Source organism: Paenibacillus sp. 1001270B_150601_E10 (genome assembly GCF_015558675.1).
Taxonomy (GTDB): Bacteria; Bacillota; Bacilli; order Paenibacillales; family Paenibacillaceae; genus Paenibacillus_B.
In genome coordinates this window covers 22,444-35,579 of the sequence record NZ_JADMOL010000014.1, presented here as the reverse complement: position 1 = coordinate 35,579, position 13,136 = coordinate 22,444, and the positions used below count along the sequence as shown (strand labels likewise).

General features: G+C 47.8%; 13 protein-coding genes. 3 read left to right on the top strand and 10 right to left on the bottom strand.

The genetic code is table 11. From position 1 onward, the window contains the following. Positions 1 to 30: 30 nt before the first annotated feature. Complete coding sequence (locus I2H74_RS21325) at positions 31 to 1,341, top strand: glutamate-1-semialdehyde 2,1-aminomutase (RefSeq protein WP_324254129.1); 1,311 nt, start codon at positions 31 to 33, stop codon at positions 1,339 to 1,341. A gap of 135 nt (positions 1,342 to 1,476) precedes the next feature. On the opposite strand, the gene I2H74_RS21320 is transcribed toward I2H74_RS21325, so the two are convergent. The 7 genes from I2H74_RS21320 to I2H74_RS21290 all read right to left on the bottom strand — a co-directional run bounded on the left by I2H74_RS21320 (position 1,477) and on the right by I2H74_RS21290 (position 8,539). Further along, positions 1,477 to 1,653, bottom strand: coding sequence for a hypothetical protein (locus I2H74_RS21320; protein WP_195576266.1), 177 nt, complete (start codon positions 1,651 to 1,653; stop codon positions 1,477 to 1,479). Between the two features lie 353 nt (positions 1,654 to 2,006). Further along, positions 2,007 to 3,464 (bottom strand): N-acetylglucosamine-specific PTS transporter subunit IIBC, encoded by a 1,458-nt coding sequence (nagE, locus tag I2H74_RS21315; RefSeq protein WP_195576265.1) that lies wholly within the window; start codon positions 3,462 to 3,464, stop codon positions 2,007 to 2,009. 219 nt (positions 3,465 to 3,683) lie between these two features. Continuing rightward, entirely contained in the window at positions 3,684 to 4,541 is an 858-nt protein-coding gene (locus I2H74_RS21310) for a BglG family transcription antiterminator (RefSeq protein ID WP_195576264.1), read from the bottom strand. Positions 4,542 to 4,797: 256 nt separating this feature from the next. Continuing rightward, positions 4,798 to 6,537: a phosphoenolpyruvate--protein phosphotransferase gene (gene ptsP / locus I2H74_RS21305; RefSeq protein ID WP_195576263.1), complete on the bottom strand. Its 1,740-nt coding sequence runs from the start codon at positions 6,535 to 6,537 to the stop codon at positions 4,798 to 4,800. 65 nt (positions 6,538 to 6,602) lie between these two features. Next, positions 6,603 to 6,863: an HPr family phosphocarrier protein gene (locus tag I2H74_RS21300; protein WP_195576262.1), complete on the bottom strand. Its 261-nt coding sequence runs from the start codon at positions 6,861 to 6,863 to the stop codon at positions 6,603 to 6,605. Positions 6,864 to 6,921: 58 nt separating this feature from the next. Further along, entirely contained in the window at positions 6,922 to 7,404 is a 483-nt protein-coding gene (locus I2H74_RS21295; RefSeq protein ID WP_195576261.1) for a PTS sugar transporter subunit IIA, read from the bottom strand. A 355-nt stretch (positions 7,405 to 7,759) separates the two neighbouring features. After that, positions 7,760 to 8,539, bottom strand: coding sequence for a DeoR/GlpR family DNA-binding transcription regulator (locus tag I2H74_RS21290; protein WP_195576260.1), 780 nt, complete (start codon positions 8,537 to 8,539; stop codon positions 7,760 to 7,762). A gap of 323 nt (positions 8,540 to 8,862) precedes the next feature. On the opposite strand from I2H74_RS21290, the gene I2H74_RS21285 reads away from it, so the two are divergent. Both I2H74_RS21285 and pfkB read left to right on the top strand, forming a co-directional pair. Beyond that, complete coding sequence (locus I2H74_RS21285) at positions 8,863 to 9,729, top strand: class II fructose-bisphosphate aldolase (RefSeq protein WP_195576259.1); 867 nt, start codon at positions 8,863 to 8,865, stop codon at positions 9,727 to 9,729. A 100-nt stretch (positions 9,730 to 9,829) separates the two neighbouring features. Continuing rightward, positions 9,830 to 10,762, top strand: coding sequence for a 1-phosphofructokinase (pfkB, locus tag I2H74_RS21280; protein WP_195576258.1), 933 nt, complete (start codon positions 9,830 to 9,832; stop codon positions 10,760 to 10,762). A gap of 238 nt (positions 10,763 to 11,000) precedes the next feature. On the opposite strand, the gene I2H74_RS21275 is transcribed toward pfkB, so the two are convergent. The 3 genes from I2H74_RS21275 to I2H74_RS21265 form a co-directional block, all read right to left on the bottom strand. Continuing rightward, a complete protein-coding gene (locus I2H74_RS21275; RefSeq protein ID WP_195576257.1) occupies positions 11,001 to 11,228 on the bottom strand; it encodes a hypothetical protein in 228 nt (75 codons plus the stop codon). Positions 11,229 to 11,413: 185 nt separating this feature from the next. Next, the gene (locus I2H74_RS21270; protein WP_195576256.1) at positions 11,414 to 12,313 is read right to left on the bottom strand and encodes a methyltransferase domain-containing protein; all 900 of its coding nucleotides are present in this window, start codon (positions 12,311 to 12,313) and stop codon (positions 11,414 to 11,416) included. Next, entirely contained in the window at positions 12,303 to 13,133 is an 831-nt protein-coding gene (locus I2H74_RS21265; protein WP_195576255.1) for an alpha/beta fold hydrolase, read from the bottom strand. Before I2H74_RS21265 ends, I2H74_RS21270 begins: the two co-directional genes overlap by 11 nt. Positions 13,134 to 13,136: the final 3 nt, after the last annotated feature.

Genomic DNA, 13,136 nt, shown 5'->3' with positions numbered 1-13,136 from the left:
TTTGATACCAATAAGGGAGATGGATAGACCATGACTATGCAACCACGTGAACGCTCCAGCAAATTATATGAAGAAGCCTTAAGCCATATTGTAGGCGGCGTAAACAGCCCCTCGCGCTCTTTCAAGGCGGTTGGCGGCGGCGCTCCAGTCTTCATGGAGCGTGCTAAAGGAGCTTACTTCTGGGACGTGGACGGCAATCAATATGTAGATTACTTGGCGGCTTACGGTCCAATTATTACAGGACACGCACATCCTCATGTAACGGAAGCGATTATTCGTGCCGCACAGAACGGAACCTTGTACGGCACACCGACTGAGCTTGAGATTAAACTCGCTCGCATGCTGAAAGAATCCATTCCGTCCCTCGATAAAGTACGATTCGTGAACTCCGGTACCGAGGCCGTGATGACGACGATTCGCGTTGCTCGCGCATATACGAAGCGCATCAAGTTCGCTGGCTGCTATCACGGCCACTCCGACCTTGTGCTTGTAGCTGCCGGCTCAGGTCCTTCTACACTTGGCATACCTGACAGTGCGGGCATTCCAACAAGCATTGCACACGAAGTCATTACCGTACCTTTCAACGATCTCGACAGCTTGAAGGAAGCACTTGAGCGCTGGGGAGAAGATGTAGCTGCGGTAATGGTGGAGCCGATTGTCGGCAACTTCGGGATGGTTATGCCTAAGGAAGGCTTCCTAGAGGGGCTTTGCAAGCTGACAAGAGAATACGGCGCACTTGTCATTTACGATGAGGTTATCAGTGCGTTCCGCTTCCATTATGGATCTACACAAACGTATCATGCGTTCCCTGATCATGCTGCGATCGAGCCGGATCTTACAGCTCTTGGCAAGATCATCGGCGGAGGCCTTCCGATCGGCGCTTATGGCGGCCGCAAGCATGTGATGGAGCAGGTAGCTCCGCTTGGCCCTGCCTATCAAGCAGGTACGATGGCCGGCAACCCTGCATCCATCTCGGCAGGCATCGCTTGCCTAGAGGTGCTTCAAGAGCCAGGCCTTTACGAACGTATGGAAGCACAGGCGATCAAACTGGTTGAGGGTATTCAAGCAGGAGCTGACCGCTACGGCATTCCAATGACGATCAATCGCATTCGCGGAGCCTTCTCAACTCACTTCTGCAGCCATCCAGTAACAAACTACGATGAGGCACAGGGATCTGATGCAGAACTGTTCGGCGCTTACTTCCGTCATATGCTGGATCAAGGCATCTGTTTGGCGCCATCTAGATTCGAGGCTTGGTTCTTAACAACTGCTCACAGCGATGAAGATATTGATCGTACGATCGAGGCATCTAACGAAAGCTTCCGCCGCATGGCGAAGTAAGGCTCGGGGATATTGGGGACAACCGTTTATTTACAATCAATATCACGGCTAGCCCTTGAAATGTAACACCATATCCATTTACGAAAAAATAGAAGCGTCCTTCTTCAACATACTGGAGAAGCGGCGCTTCTTTCTTTACAGATCACGATTCAATTTGTCCGTATAATACAACGCAATGGTAATGCTCGCACCACCGAGCAGCCAGCTCAGCAGCACCTGCCAAATAGCATTGAAATCAAGCAGCAAACTGCAGCCAATAAATAGTACAGCACAAATGAGACTTCCCCACACGATGATTCGATACTTTAGCATCGTTCCGACTCCCCCTGACTGTACTTGCCAATCTGATGATGAAGCCTACGTCTGAACAATCGTTCTGACAAAGGAATTTCTTCCCATATTATAATTCAACTAGTGCTTAAGACTCAATGATCAAAATAGGCATATGTAAAATGAATCATGACGAACCGTTGACAAGGCTATAACAACATCGCCCTTACGTTTATGTATGCATAGTAATACGCTAGTATGAAAAAGCAGCGCAAGAAGCAGCACTGTACTATTAAATAGATTAAAAAAGAGCCTTTAGTCATCGAAACATTCGAGTACTAAAGGCTCTTTGATCATGATCTTCCCAACGATCTATTGATCGGTTAGCTACATGATTATTTATTCATTTGCTTCTTAATTTCATCTTTCAACAGCTCGGATTGTGTACCAAATACGATCTGAACGTTACCCGAACCAAGCTTCATCACACCGGCAGCACCCAAGGATTTGAGGCCACTTTCATTGACGACCTTATCATCTTTCAACGTAAGACGAAGACGTGTGATACAAGCTTCGTTAACTAGGATGTTGTCTCCGCCACCGATATACTCAAGCACCTTCGTTGCCTTTTCGGACAAGGAGTTGTTGCTGCTTGCAGCAGCTTCGGTCTTGGACTCTTCCGTCATATCCTCACGGCCAGGTGTCTTCAGATTCAGTTTTATAATCAAGAATCTGAACAACAGGTAGTATACGATGAAGTATACAATACCGATTGGAATGATCAAGAGCGGCTTCGTCGCAAGCGGATAGTTCAGCGCATAGTCAATGAAACCAGCGGAGAAACCGAATCCGTGCTTAATGCCAAGCATGGAAGTAATAACCCCAGACAAACCGGACAATACAGCATGCACACCGTACAATACTGGAGCTGCGAACATGAACGCGAACTCGATTGGCTCCGTAATACCTGTCAAGAAGGAAGCGAATGCTGTCCCGATGAAGATCGCAGCAACAGCTTTACGTCTTTCAGGTCTCGCTGTGTGGATGAAGGCAAGCGCCGCACCCGGCAAAGCGAACATCATAATTGGGAAGAAACCTGTCATAAATGCGCCGGCAGTCTGATCTCCTGCGAAGAAGCGGTTGATATCACCGCGCACAACCTCACCAGCCGCATCTGTAAATGTACCGATCTGGAACCAAGCAACGTTGTTCAAAATGTGATGCAGACCCGTTGGAATGAGCAAGCGGTTCGCGACCATAAATCCGCCGGAGCCGATCGCGCCTAAGCCTACAACCCAGTTACCGAAAGCATCGATTGCATCTTGAACTGGACTCCAGATAAGACCGAACAAGAGACCAACTACGATAATGGACACGGACGTTACGATTGGAACGAAGCGTTTCCCGCCGAAGAAGCCAAGCCAGTCAGGAAGCTTAATATCATGGAAGCGGTTATACATGAAGGCAGCAAGTCCACCCGCCAGGATACCGCCAAGCACACCCATATCAAGCTTTACATCGTCTGGGATAAAAGCAAATGCAGTAGGTACTGTTGCAAGCACCTTAATCAAAATGATATGAGCAATAACTGCGGCTAGAGCGGCAACCGCATCACCCGCAAGACCGATAGCAATGGCAACGGCAAAGATCAGCGGTAAGTTGCCAAAGATCGTATCCCCGCCTGCCAACAGGAACGGGGCAACATATTGGTTAAGGAATCCGCCAACCGTATCCCCCATATGGAAGTCTTTGACGTAATCAATTGCACCAAAGCGTAGCAAAATGGCTGCTGCAGGAAGCGTTGCGACCGGGAGCATGAGAGCTCGGCCAATTTTTTGCAAGAACGCTAACATGGGAAGTTCCTCCTTAAATTATAGATAAGTAAAGTATGGATAAAAGGCCACAAAACTATTCTTGTGCCTGATATCATCGCTTGGATGATAGAAACAAAAAAGCATGAGCCTAGAAGTGGATAGACGAATCCATCAGCTGCACCAATGTGCAAGATGTTCGTCTAAGCCATCTTCCAAGCTCATGCCTAGTCGTACTAGTAACACGCTTGTGATGTCATATTAATCTATGTCCTTGCTGAACAGACGATATAGATGCATCGCTATGTATGCGACTTCATCTTCTGATACGTCAACACCTAAACGTTCTGCCATCAAATCTCCGCATTCCTTCGCGACCCCAAATTCATAGGGGACCATATCCTTCATCTTATCGCGAAAGGGGTTTCGAGAATGTTCACCCTTGCGTATTCGCTCAATTGCAAACCGTAAGTGAGTGATTAGTCGAACGTAATCCACGCTATCCTTTGGAATCTCGGTGCCTCTTCGTGATTCGATATGTGCAACAAGATCCTTCAGCAGGTGGCTGAATTGAACCACGTTGCCGACAGGCACGTGTGCTACGGCGGATTGAATATGAATGGTAAGAAAGCCTGTCTCTTCTTCTGGAACCTCCACATTGAAGGTTCGTTCGATAAGCTTGGCGGCTTGAATCGCTACCTTAAACTCATCTGGATTCAAGGTTCTTATCTCTAATAAGAACGGATTCTCAATTGCGATCTGATTGCGCAATCGATAGAGAGTAAACTCAATATGACTAGGAAGTGCAAGATGAATATGCTCATTGAGATCAGGTGTCAATTGTTCAGATACCATTGAAATAATTTCTTCCGACACCATGATAACCTCAGGATCGATCTGCTCAAGCAATGTCTGATACTGTGTCAGATGCTGCTTGTCTTGCAGAGAGAACCGCTTCTCAATGCGAGAATCATCTGCTTGAATCGTTGCTCCAGGCTTAGCGCCGAATCCAATCCCCTTACCCATGAGAATCGTTTCAGTGTTCGTCACTACATCGATCGTTAATACGACATTATTACTTAATGCGCGTACAATTTCCAAGCGACGTTCGTTTGACAACGAAAAGCTCCTTTCTCATGTAGAAGGTCAAGAAAGTGGAGTTATGAAACCGTTTTCTTAACGATCAACGATACAAGATTATTGTAGTTTATTCGACATGAACTGTCAACTATTTTTTATCATATTTTCCGAATAATATACGCAATCTACAAAATATCCTTTAATCGATAAAAATGGAAACATTGACAAAACATACAAAACGAGTAAGGAATAGGATTGTACTCTTCCTTACTCGCCTTTCTTCACTTTCCAGGATCTACACAAGCAGTTGGTTAACTGCTTCTACACGCTCTTGAACGAAGCGTTGAATCTCGTCTTCATGCTCCAACGTCAAGGCTTGCTCCGCAATATCTTTCATTTCTTCACGGCTAAGGCGGCTGATCAACACACGTGCAGGAAGTACGGAGCTTGCACTCATGCTGAACTCATCCAGTCCTAGGCCAAGCAGAATCGGAATGGCCGTCAGATTGCCTGCCATTTCGCCGCACATGCCAGCCCACTTGCCTTCTTTATGAGCCGCATCGATAACCATGCGGATCAAACGAAGCACAGCCGGATTGAATGGTTGCGTCAGGTGGGACACCTTCTCATTCATGCGGTCAGCAGCCATCGTGTATTGGACCAAATCATTGGTACCAATCGAGAAGAAATCTACTTCTTTTGCCAGTTGGTCAGCAATGATTGCTGTAGCTGGAATCTCGACCATCATGCCGACTTCCATCTCTTTATTGTAGGCAATGCCTTCTTGATCGAGCTCGGCCTTTGTTTCAGCCAAAATGGCGTTTGCTTGGCGAAGCTCAGCCAAAGTTGCGATCATCGGATACATCATCTTGATGTTGCCATGCACACTTGCGCGAAGAATCGCACGAAGCTGTGTCTTGAACAGATCAACTTGATCCAAGCAGATTCGAATCGCCCGGTAGCCGAGGAATGGATTCATTTCCTTTGGCAGCTCCAGATAAGGAAGCTCCTTGTCGCCGCCGATATCAAGCGTACGGATAACAACTGGCTTTTCTTTACCCAAAGTCTCCGCCACCGTTGTATACGCCTGATACTGCTCTTCTTCAGATGGGAAGTTGTCGCGTCCCATATAGAGGAACTCTGTACGGAACAATCCAACACCTTCTGCACCGTTGTTGCGCGCACCAAGAGCGTCTTCCGGGTTGCCGATGTTTGCAACAAGCTCTACGGCCTGGCCGTCAGCGGTTACTGTTGGCTTATCTTTGTACAACTTCATTTCCTCTTGGCGCTTCTCGAACTTCGCCTTTTTCTCTTCGTATACGGCGATTGTTTCCTGATCCGGGTGAACAATGATCAAGCCTTGAGCTCCGTCAAGAATGATCATATCGCCGTTCTTCACAGTCTTGGTTCCGTTCTTCAAGCCGACAACAGCTGGAATCTCCATGGAACGAGCCATGATCGCGGAGTGAGAGGTGCGTCCACCAATATTTGTCGCGAATCCTGCAACCTTGCTGCGATCCAGCTGAGCTGTATCGGATGGTGTCAGGTCGTGAGCAAACAATACAACTGGCGATTCAAAGTCGTTCAAGGACGCAGACTGCTTACCCGACAATGCCGCTAGCACACGCTTGCTCACATCGCGGAAGTCCGCCGCACGTTCACGCATATATTCACTGTCCATGCTGCTGAAGATATCGATGAGCTGCTGGGCTACCTCATGTAGCGCATATTCTGCATTTACGGATTCCGTGCGCACCTTCTCAAGTGCCTGCCCGATAAACTCCTCATCCTGAAGCACGAGAATATGAGTTGCAAAAATCTCCGCATGGTGCTCGCCTAATTTCGCCGCCGTATCGTCCTTGATCTTCTCAAGCTCTGCCATCGCCTGATTCACCGCATTCTGGAGGCGCGACACTTCTGCTTCAACCTGAGAAGCATCAATGACTTTGCGTTCGACATCTTGAGCTTGCTCTTGCATGATAAAAGCCGGCCCAATCGCATATCCAGACGCTGCAGCAATACCTTTTAGTTGCATATTGGTTTCCCCACTCCTTATATTTTGATCATTTTACACGCGTGCCATTGAAAGGCGCCTCGATATTAGTCGAGCACCGATTCCAATACTGCACCTACAGCTTCAAGCGCTTCAGCTGCTTGATCGCCTTCTGCAATAACGTTCACGTTGTCTCCTGCTTTCATGCCAAGCGTCAATACGCCTGTGATGCTTTTTGCGCTTACTTTGCGGCCGTTGAATTCAAGAGAGATCGTAGCATTTGTGAATTCGTTTGCTTTCTTCATAATCGCGCCTGCCGGACGAGCGTGAATACCTTGCGGGTTTTTAATCGTAAATTGCTTTTCCATGATTCCATTCCCCATTTCGTGTAGTTTGATTAACGTATATGGTTCAACGTGTCTTTTATTATTTCAGCGTAATTTCCATCAATTCACCGGAACCTGCTGTTGCTTGTCCTTCGTGAACCTTAAGGCTTCCCACGATATCGCCGTTAGCCACAACGATTGGTGTAATAACAGGAAGACCTGCTTCTTTGATTGCAGCGATATCGAAATCGATAAGCTTATCACCTTTTTTGAAGGAATCTCCGCTCTTTACAAAAGCAGTAAACGGTTTGCCTTGCAATGAAACAGTATTCACACCAATATGAATCAATATTTCAAGGCCTGACTCGTGCTTGATAACCAAAGAGTGAAGCGTATCAATCAAATGAACGACTTCGCCATCAAATGGAGCAACCAAAGAACCTTGCTCAGGCTCGATCGCTACGCCATCACCGATAATTTTTTGAGCGAATGCGGGATCTGGCACTTGATCCAAAGGAACGATTTTACCTGTCATTGGGACTGTTACTGAAATATTTTTTTTCTTTTTACCGAAACCAAACATATTAAGCCCTCCTCCAAAATCCTTGTGGATACAGTATCCACTCTATTATGGTTATAAACGCCGTTACTCACGGTCTCTACCCTGCAAGCAAGTCTACTCAAGCACACAAAAAAGGCATGCGCTAATAGCTGCAGTTCACCCCTTGAACAGCTGCTTTAGCTCATGCCTAGTCGTACTAGTAACACGCTATATGCCGTAAAATTCATCATTATTCTAACATGCTGAATAGACGGATGCAAGCAATGCGGGTCACTGCTTAAAAATACCATATTAATGATCCTTAAAGGCTCTTCCTATAAGAGCCTTCCATCCTCATTAAGATGTGCATGGTCCATCCATTTCATTCAGGAATTGCTTATACGATGGATAATCCGACACCCAGCCGATTAAGCTCCAGCTCCGCTTCTTCCGGCAGCGGATGATCGGTAATACACATCGTAAGCTCATCAAGTCCTGCAACCGTAAACAGTGAAGCCTTCCCTACCTTCGTATGGTCAAATACCGCATACGTAGAGGAAGCTTGCCGCATTAGCATGCGAGCGGTTTGTGCTTCGAGCTCGGAATACGTCGTAATTCCCTTCGTCACGCTGAACCCATCGATCCCCATGAACAGCTTCTCAATATTCAGGTGCTCAATGGTTCGTTCAGCCAGCGGTCCGCATAGCTCGAAGGAGTTGTTCCGCATCACGCCTCCGATCACAACGACTTGTATGCCTTCAGAATCAGATAGCTCCATAGCTATATTAACCGCATTGGTCACAACTGTAATCCCTTGACGCATTTTTAATTGCTTGGCAATCAAAAATGTTGTCGTTCCACCTGTCAAGCAGATGCTGTCGCCCTCTTCAATATACTCGACTGCACGCTTGGCGATGGATTCCTTTTCCAGCCACAGCAGTTTGCTTTTCTCATGGAACGGAATTTCCCTCACGGGGCTCGCTCCATCATAGCGCGCACCGCCAATCGTACGGATCAGAGCGCCTTTACGCTCCAGCAAATCCAAATCCCGTCTAGCGGTTGCTTCCGAGCAATCGAAGTTCTCAATAATCTCTGCAATGGATATCCGCCCGTGCTGCTTCAGCCATTGCATGAGCTGCTGGCGACGAAATTCGCCCTTGGATAGGTTCTCGCTCATCCTTGATTCTCTCCTATTCTATAACTGTTGCCGATTATTCAAACAAAGGCGAACGCTTTCACTTCTTCCTTACATCCTGCCCTTTTGTTTCCGTTGCTCCATTTATTCAAAATCTTCTGTTGTTGAGCCAAATAGCCATCTCGTCTGCCATTGTAACGACCGTGATCGAATATTGCAAGATGTGTCTAAGATTGTCACGAAACCTTGCATATTCAGGTGTATTCCTGTTTGACAGTAAGGAAGAAACTCTCGTATAATCACAGTAATGAAATTATAAATCATTATTTTGATCGTTTCAATCATTGTAGTGGGAGGAACCAACTATGGGGCACTTAATTAGCTCAACACCAATGCTGCAAACTGCACGTGAGCAAGGATTCGCTGTAACCGCATTTAACGTACACACGTTGGAAATGCTGCAAGCGGTTGTAGACGCCGCGGAAGAACTGAAGGCACCACTTATCCTGCAAACAACCGTCGGAACCGTTAAGCATCTTGGTCCAGAATATATTGTTGCTGCTGCACAGACGGCTGCGAAGCAAGCCTCTATCCCAATTGCGCTTCACTTGGATCACTGTACGGATTATGAACTTATCGTGAAGTGCATTCGCGCAGGCTATACCTCAGTGATGATCGATGCATCGATGTATCCTTATGAAGAGAATGTTGCTAGAACAAAGGAAGTTGTGAAGGTAGCAATGGCCGCAGGCGTGAACATCGAAGCAGAGCTTGGCAAGGTTGGCGGCGTGGAAGATGATATTGTCGTCGAAGACGAGGATGCAAAGCTCGCCGTACCCGAGGAATGCGTGAGCTTTATTGAAGCGACAGGCGTGCCTACTCTGGCGCCTGCTATCGGTACCGCACACGGCATCTACAAGGGCGAGCCAAACATTGCATTTGGCCGTTTGGAAGAGATTGCTCGTCTCGTTAGCGTTCCTCTCGTGCTTCATGGCGGATCAGGCATTCCAGAAGAGCAAGTTAAGCGCTGTGTGAAGCTCGGTATGGCGAAGATGAATGTCGCAACAGAACTTCGAATCGCTTTCTCTGACGCGATCAAGGCTGTATTTGATGCAAATAAAGAAGAGAATGATCCGCGTAAATACATGGTGCCAGCTAAGGAAGCCGTTAAAGCGCTAGCGATGGATAAGATCCGCATGGCGGGCTGTGACGGAAAGGCACACTTGGTGTAATTTAATATAGAGGGCTTTATTGTGAGCATCCATTGACAAGTCCTAGTGGATGCTCCATACAAAGGTCTGCATTTGTTAACTGAAAGCTGGAGGATATCATATGATCACGACCGTAACGATGAACGCTGCCATAGACAAGACGTACATCACCCCTGCCTTTTCCATTGATAAGCTGCATCGTGTTCAAGAGATGTATGCCTTCGCTGGAGGAAAAGGAATTAATGTTGCCCGCGTCATTCATGCCTTGAAGGAACCTGTAACGGCATCAGGCATTATTGCAGGCTATAATGGCAGGTTCATTGAAGCTGCGCTTGATCAAGAAGGAATTCCTCATCAATTTGTAGCTGTACAAGGAGAATCCAGACTGTGCCTGGCGATAACCGATACGACCGCAGGAACAGTCACAGAACTGCTGGAGGCAGGACCTACGCTTACTGAGGAAGATGTGGCGCAGATGAAGCACACCATTGCTCAGCTTGCGAGCAGCTCGACTCATGTCGTCATGTCGGGCAGTCTGCCGCAAGGATGTCCGACATCCTTCTATCGGGATTGCATGGACATCATTCGTGAGCAAGGAGCGATACCTGTTCTCGATACAAGCGGCGATGCCTTAATCAGCGGAATAGAAGGACGTCCGCTGCTGATTAAACCGAACGAGCATGAGGTGCTGAAGCTGACGGGACGCGACCAAGCTGATGATGAATTGATCCTCGAAGCGATAGACGCCGTTATGAAGCAGGGCGTGCAGAATGTAGTCGTCTCTCTAGGCGAGCACGGTGCGCTTGCTGGCATGAACAACCGTATTTACCGCGTCACGATTCCTAAGGTTGAAGTCGTGAACACAGTCGGCAGCGGAGACTCCATGATTGCTGGCGTCGTAGTCGGCGACAAGCGGGGGCTCCTCCCTGAGGAACAGTTGATGCTGGGTGCAGCCTGTGGCACAGCCAACGCACTTACGCCTGCTGCTGGAATGGTTTCTCTTTCACAGGTGCAAGAGCTGATGAAGAGCATTACAGTGCAGCAAATCAATTAATCGACGGGATGCTTCGTGACCGTTGAAACGAAAAGCCGTCGTGAGCAGCCAGCAGCAAGGTAGATACTCTGCTGAACATGAATGCTCCGACGGCTTTTTTATCATTTTTAACATGGTGTCCGCTCATCCTTACATGCTCGAATCACCTATATAATATGTTCTGGTAGACCTGCACGGCTCACGTCTATGAATCAAAGTCCCACTGCATGGCATGAATAACCATTTCTCTAATTGCACGTTATGGTCCCAGCGTATCCTCCATCTTCTTCGGAGTGAGCTGAATCTCGATAACAACATCCTGCAGCTCGCTATCCCAAATGACAAAGCCAACCCCTTTTGTCATACATTCGCGCATCGCGAACTCTCTCGCCCAATCAAGCGACGGATATTTCCGAACCTGGTGGTCATAATGCACCTCGTATCGTTCCGCATCTACAGACGAAGATTCTTGCCTAGACTTGCTCATGCCGATCACACCTCGATGAAACATTAATTTCGTGTTGAACGTTCATTTTCCTTGATTGAGATCCATCTTTATCTCGTACATTGGTTACCACTAATGACGATATCTTGCACAATAGTGATCATAAAGATATACCCTTTTTTTATGAAAATGAATCTGATGTCTAGGCTTCAAAGTCTGTCTTATCGTCATCTTGTCGCTGCAAGCAGACCGATCTGATAGGTTGCTCGAACCTTTGTCCCAGTTGTTCCAGAGTATTGCTGCTCGTAGCATAAAGTCATCTCCCTAAGCCAGCGCCGAGATACCGTGTGGGGACGAGAGGATAATGCATTGCCCGCTCCAATGCGGCGAATATGATGAAGCAGCTCATGAACGTCCTCATATTCATATTGCAGCGATTTGCTGCATGCATAACTAGCAGGACTGTTATTTGTTTTTATTTTATTGCAGCTATGATTGCTATTGATCGCCTTGTACAGAGCGTCTTGAAGCTCCTTCAGCGATAGATAGGATTGGCCTCTCTCCTGTACGGACTCTCCTAATGCTAGATCAGCCTTTGCACACGAATCATGAAGCTCATAAAGGCTACCCGGCAAAAAAGCAGCAGCAGCCAGCACACCACCGGGACGAAGCCGTTTTGCGGCTTGCTCCAGCGCCATGCCAGGCTTATGAAACCACTGCAGCGCAGCGCTTGATAGGATTACATCATAAGCGGAGTCCTGCTCATCCTTAAGCCAAGCTTCCGCATCTGCCTCCACCACTTGAATATGCGAGGCCGGAAGACCGGAGTCAAGCAGCTTACGCATTGCTTCCTTAAGCATCGGTTCGGATAAGTCGAGCAGCGTAATTCGCGCATGAGGAATATGCTCAAGCAACCGTAAAGACAGCAGCCCTGTACCACAGCCGATATCAAGAACCTTGACGGACTGTCCATTGTGGTTCCACTGCCTTAGCTTCTGCAGCAAGAGCGGTATCTCCATTAGCTCCTGCGCCATGTCCTTCTGCACATCCGCATATCGATCATATTCGTGCGCATGGCGGCTGAACCTCTTTTTGACCGTGTGCTTATCGATTTGTTCAATATTCAACGTTTCCCTCACCTCTTGCACCATGCATCAGCCAGCCTAACAAGATGGTATCCCACTCTGTTCTGCTCGTCATAAATAGAACATGTCCCGCTCCTTGTATCACTCTCAAATTAACGGAAGAAGCTGCATCTCCATGCTCCACAGCAGCAATGGAACATATGGCATCGTGACTGCCATGTATCCACAGAATAGGGATGATCCGCTTGAGATCAGCCAGCGCTTCGTGGAGACTAGCTTCCATCAGATAGATAAGCCCTGCTTCCAAGCCCTCTGCCGAATAGTCGGGATGCTTCACGATCTCCTCAACGGTTGACCGCCAATGCATGTACGCTTGCGCCTCGCGCTCCTTCTCAGACCAAAAGAGCTCCGTAAAATTCAGGATCACCTGAGAAGGCTCACGCAGCAGCTTGCGCCTCATGCGCTCAAGCACCCTTGGCCGCCATCCTGTTCTTCCTGCTTCATCGACGAAGCAGGCCGTCGTGCCAACCGCTATAAAGCTTGCTGGCGGCAGCATTGACACTTTAGAGACGTCGGAAGCAGCGCATGATTTCGCTAGCCAGCGTGTTAAGGCATCGATCGCAAGCATCCCTCCGAGAGACCAGCCCATAACGTGCCATGGCTGCTCCAACAGGCTTGCTTGGTCAAAAGCCTCGATGATGCCGTTGAGCATCTCATCCGTTGTATGGCAATGGGCAAAGGACACTGTAATAAGTGTACAGGTACAACCCTTTTTCTCCAGTAGAGATACAAGTGATTCTGATTGCCAGATCGATGAGGAGGTTCCCCATCCGTGTATCCAGACCATCGTATGTGCTGTCATACC

What these genes read in the sequence shown, in the direction of transcription:
- I2H74_RS21320 (WP_195576266.1), bottom strand. Translation starts at nt 1,653, where the DNA reads ATGCTAAAGTATCGAATCATCGTGTGGGGAAGTCTCATTTGTGCTGTA.
- nagE (WP_195576265.1), bottom strand. Translation starts at nt 3,464, where the DNA reads ATGTTAGCGTTCTTGCAAAAAATTGGCCGAGCTCTCATGCTCCCGGTC.
- pfkB (WP_195576258.1), top strand. Translation starts at nt 9,830, where the DNA reads ATGATCACGACCGTAACGATGAACGCTGCCATAGACAAGACGTACATC.
- I2H74_RS21295 (WP_195576261.1), bottom strand. Translation starts at nt 7,404, where the DNA reads ATGTTTGGTTTCGGTAAAAAGAAAAAAAATATTTCAGTAACAGTCCCA.
- I2H74_RS21275 (WP_195576257.1), bottom strand. Translation starts at nt 11,228, where the DNA reads ATGAGCAAGTCTAGGCAAGAATCTTCGTCTGTAGATGCGGAACGATAC.
- I2H74_RS21325 (WP_324254129.1), top strand. Translation starts at nt 31, where the DNA reads ATGACTATGCAACCACGTGAACGCTCCAGCAAATTATATGAAGAAGCC.
- I2H74_RS21285 (WP_195576259.1), top strand. Translation starts at nt 8,863, where the DNA reads ATGGGGCACTTAATTAGCTCAACACCAATGCTGCAAACTGCACGTGAG.
- I2H74_RS21300 (WP_195576262.1), bottom strand. Translation starts at nt 6,863, where the DNA reads ATGGAAAAGCAATTTACGATTAAAAACCCGCAAGGTATTCACGCTCGT.
- I2H74_RS21265 (WP_195576255.1), bottom strand. Translation starts at nt 13,133, where the DNA reads ATGACAGCACATACGATGGTCTGGATACACGGATGGGGAACCTCCTCA.
- ptsP (WP_195576263.1), bottom strand. Translation starts at nt 6,537, where the DNA reads ATGCAACTAAAAGGTATTGCTGCAGCGTCTGGATATGCGATTGGGCCG.
- I2H74_RS21290 (WP_195576260.1), bottom strand. Translation starts at nt 8,539, where the DNA reads ATGAGCGAGAACCTATCCAAGGGCGAATTTCGTCGCCAGCAGCTCATG.